Source organism: Vibrio sp. 10N.261.52.A1 (genome assembly GCF_002876325.1).
Classification (GTDB): domain Bacteria; phylum Pseudomonadota; class Gammaproteobacteria; order Enterobacterales; family Vibrionaceae; genus Vibrio; species Vibrio chagasii.
The window spans coordinates 1-2,979 of record NZ_MCYD01000693.1 but is presented as its reverse complement, the minus strand read 5'-3'; the positions used below and the strand labels follow the sequence as shown (position 1 = coordinate 2,979).

The following is a 2,979-nucleotide window of genomic DNA, read 5'->3' as shown; positions in this document are numbered from 1 at the left end:
ATAGAAATTAGTTAGAATCATAGCGCAATAAAGAGTACCCAACTAAAAGAACGAAACTAAGAGTACAAATATGAATAACTATTTTGAAAGCCCATTCATGGGTAAATCACTTAAAGAACAAGTAACCAACCCAAATATCATCGTGGGTGAGCACAGTTACTATTCAGGCTACTATCACAACCATAGTTTTGATGATTGTGCGCGCTACTTGGTTCCTGACCGAAGTGATATCGACAAGTTGATCATCGGCAGCTACTGCTCGATTGGCTCTGGTGCCGTGTTTATGATGGCAGGCAATCAAGGTCACCAAAACCAGTGGGTGAGTACGTTCCCATTTTTCTACCAAGAAGATGAAAAATTTGAAGGGGCAATCGACGGCTTTGAACGCTCAGGCGACACTGTGATTGGCAATGATGTCTGGATAGGCACAGAGGCGATGATCATGAGTGGCGTAAAGGTTGGCGATGGGGCCATTATCGCTAGCCGCGCAGTTGTAACCAAAGATGTTGAGCCGTACTCAATTGTTGGTTCTAACCCAGCTCGTCATATCCGCTATCGTTTTAGTGAAACTGAAATTGCGCAGTTGTTAGAAATGAAGTGGTGGGAATGGAATGAAGAGCAGATCAAAGGTGCGATGTCCTTGATGTGCTCTTCTGATATCGATGGCTTGTACCAGTATTGGAAGACCTTCGCTTAATATCTTCTGCTTGGTACATTGAATCGTGATTTAGCTAGATACCGGCTCCGACTTGAAAATAGAGTGCGGTATCTTCTTCGCTGAACGCAATATCAACCCCTGAAATCAGGCCATAACGCCTTGCGATAAGGTATCGGAAATCAACGCCATACGCTGCGTGTGAGCTTTGTTCGAACATATCGCTGTCACTGTCGCCAGCATAACCAATCCCAGTAAACACACCTGTAGACCAACGTGGCGTCCATTGTTTGCTTACTTGCACCTCTGCCGCAAAGGTATGCTCTCCTTGATAGCGGTTTCTCGCAATACCCCTTAACTGAATGTCTGGATAGTATTGAGGTGAGAGAAAGCGTTCATCAGTCGACAAGGATTTGTATTGTCCGCGCAACGCGAGATTCCATTCCTTATTGAGTTCCCAATAGTTCAGCCCTTCAAGATTGAACGTTTGGTAGTTGTAATCACTGCCAAGTCCATCGCCAAACCATAGATACTCAGCGACATAGTTGTAGCCTTGAGTGGGATTTAGAAAGCTATTTTTACTGTCGTACTCAGCGATTAAGCCCAAGCCTGATGAGGTAGGTGAGGTATTCCCAATATTGTTTAGGATCTCTTGTGCTTTAGGGTGGTTATTTAGTGACAATTTAGGTGCAAAAAATTGCTGCGATAAACCGACTAACCATGGTGTATCTTGGATTCGAAACTGAAGCTTTTGTATCCCTCCCATGCCTTTTAAGCCAAGCTCGATTCCTTCATTTGGAGCGAGTGGTGAAAGGGCATTGGGAGAACTTTGTCGGTAGAAAGTCATGTTGATATCGCCATAACCCAAACCACCAAGGTAGCGTATCGAATCCTCTTTCCAGCTTCGCTTGTGACCAATAAACGCCATCCAAGTGCCGTTTTCTGTCGCAAAGCCACCGACTGCGGTGATTGCTGGTGTTAAGAGTTGTGCGCCTCCATCAATCGATTTTTCTGCTAGCTCTTTACGTGTGTTTTTCTGTTCTTCTGATTCATGAAGGAAGATACCGGTGAAACCACCACCGTAACCAACCGCAGGCTCTGTGATCAAAATCGGGACAGGTAAAAAGCCATAGGCATTTTCAGCGAGGTATTCACCCATGTCTAAGTGACCATCGATTTGGTCGATAAAACTCACCGCACCTGCTGTTGTAGAGACCAGCACGAGAGCACTTGCGGCTAGGGGGGTTAAGTTCATAACGTTCCGTATTATTCACTGTCTAATAATTTCAGTGTAATCAATCGAATAGATAGCGCAATAACACGAACGTTATTAAGTAAGAACTGTGTTTAAACGTGAACCGAATAACAGTTATCGTTGGATTGTTGCTATGTAGTCAAGAACATCAATCGCATCTTGCTTTGTGATAACGCCTTGCCATGCGGGCATACCTTCCTCGATATTGCCTTCTAAAATCTCATCAGCCAACGTGTTTTTAGTCGTAAAAAATTGGCCAAGCTTTTTGGGAATGTTGGCTGGCTTGTTCGGTAAAGAAGCGGATGCAGGGCCGTCGCCCAATGCTTTGTTACCATGACATGTTTGGCAAAGCTGTTGATATTTGGCTTTGCCATTGGCGAAATGAGACGCATCATTAGCCGAGGCAGCGTTCGCAGTAAAAGACATCACTACAGCGATTAAACCAAAGTAAGCTAACAGGGGTTTATGGTTCGTAAATTTCATCGTCTTGTTCTCATGGTTATTTAACAACGTAAGAATAAGTGGGTGTGGGTAGAAGAAACGTGAATAACCAAAGTGGGACTATGATTAAACCCATGAGCATCTGGTGTATATGCTGTTTCAATGTGACGTAAGTAAATGATTGATTATAAACAGTTTGCATAGTATGGCATGTCGCATTAGCGTGGTGGATGAATGGAGGGTATTATGATTAGTTGCAGTGATTACGATTATATTGAAATTGTGTGTATGCACAGGTACCCAGTTAAGCTGACCTTGAAATCCGGAGAACAGGTCGAGGGGATCGCTGTAGATACGCAGCGTAACCAAGACAAAGAAGAATGCATTAAGTTAAGTGTTGAAGGTCGAGAACAACTTGTTGTGTTGACCGGAATTACTGAATTAGAAGTGTGTGTCGACAACCCTCATTTTAAGCAAATATCTTTCAAAACGTCATAGGGTGACATATGAGTAATTCAATCGAGCAAGGCTACTGCACATCTTGTCGTGAACGTACGCAACACGTTGTTGTATTGGTTAGAAAGGAAAGTGCATTTGCAGGCAAGCCAAACCAAAAGCGGCATGAATT

The 2,979-nt window shown here is 43.6% G+C and carries 4 protein-coding genes; 2 read left to right on the top strand and 2 right to left on the bottom strand.

Annotated elements, in window-relative coordinates; genetic code table 11:
* Nucleotides 1-70 precede the first annotated feature (70 nt).
* Complete coding sequence (gene catB, locus BCT81_RS13590) at nucleotides 71-697, top strand: type B chloramphenicol O-acetyltransferase (protein WP_102424760.1); 627 nt, start codon at nucleotides 71-73, stop codon at nucleotides 695-697.
* Nucleotides 698-731: 34 nt separating this feature from the next.
* On the opposite strand, the gene BCT81_RS13585 is transcribed toward catB, so the two are convergent.
* Nucleotides 732-1,910, bottom strand: coding sequence for a BamA/TamA family outer membrane protein (locus tag BCT81_RS13585; RefSeq protein ID WP_102424759.1), 1,179 nt, complete (start codon nucleotides 1,908-1,910; stop codon nucleotides 732-734).
* A gap of 114 nt (nucleotides 1,911-2,024) precedes the next feature.
* Nucleotides 2,025-2,393: a cytochrome c gene (locus tag BCT81_RS13580; RefSeq protein WP_102424758.1), complete on the bottom strand. Its 369-nt coding sequence runs from the start codon at nucleotides 2,391-2,393 to the stop codon at nucleotides 2,025-2,027.
* Nucleotides 2,394-2,597: 204 nt separating this feature from the next.
* On the opposite strand from BCT81_RS13580, the gene BCT81_RS13575 reads away from it, so the two are divergent.
* The gene (locus tag BCT81_RS13575; RefSeq protein ID WP_102424757.1) at nucleotides 2,598-2,849 is read left to right on the top strand and encodes a Rho-binding antiterminator; all 252 of its coding nucleotides are present in this window, start codon (nucleotides 2,598-2,600) and stop codon (nucleotides 2,847-2,849) included.
* The last annotated feature ends 130 nt before the right edge of the window (nucleotides 2,850-2,979 follow it).

What these genes read in the sequence shown, in the direction of transcription:
- catB (WP_102424760.1), top strand. Translation starts at nt 71, where the DNA reads ATGAATAACTATTTTGAAAGCCCATTCATGGGTAAATCACTTAAAGAA.
- BCT81_RS13585 (WP_102424759.1), bottom strand. Translation starts at nt 1,910, where the DNA reads ATGAACTTAACCCCCCTAGCCGCAAGTGCTCTCGTGCTGGTCTCTACA.
- BCT81_RS13580 (WP_102424758.1), bottom strand. Translation starts at nt 2,393, where the DNA reads ATGAAATTTACGAACCATAAACCCCTGTTAGCTTACTTTGGTTTAATC.
- BCT81_RS13575 (WP_102424757.1), top strand. Translation starts at nt 2,598, where the DNA reads ATGATTAGTTGCAGTGATTACGATTATATTGAAATTGTGTGTATGCAC.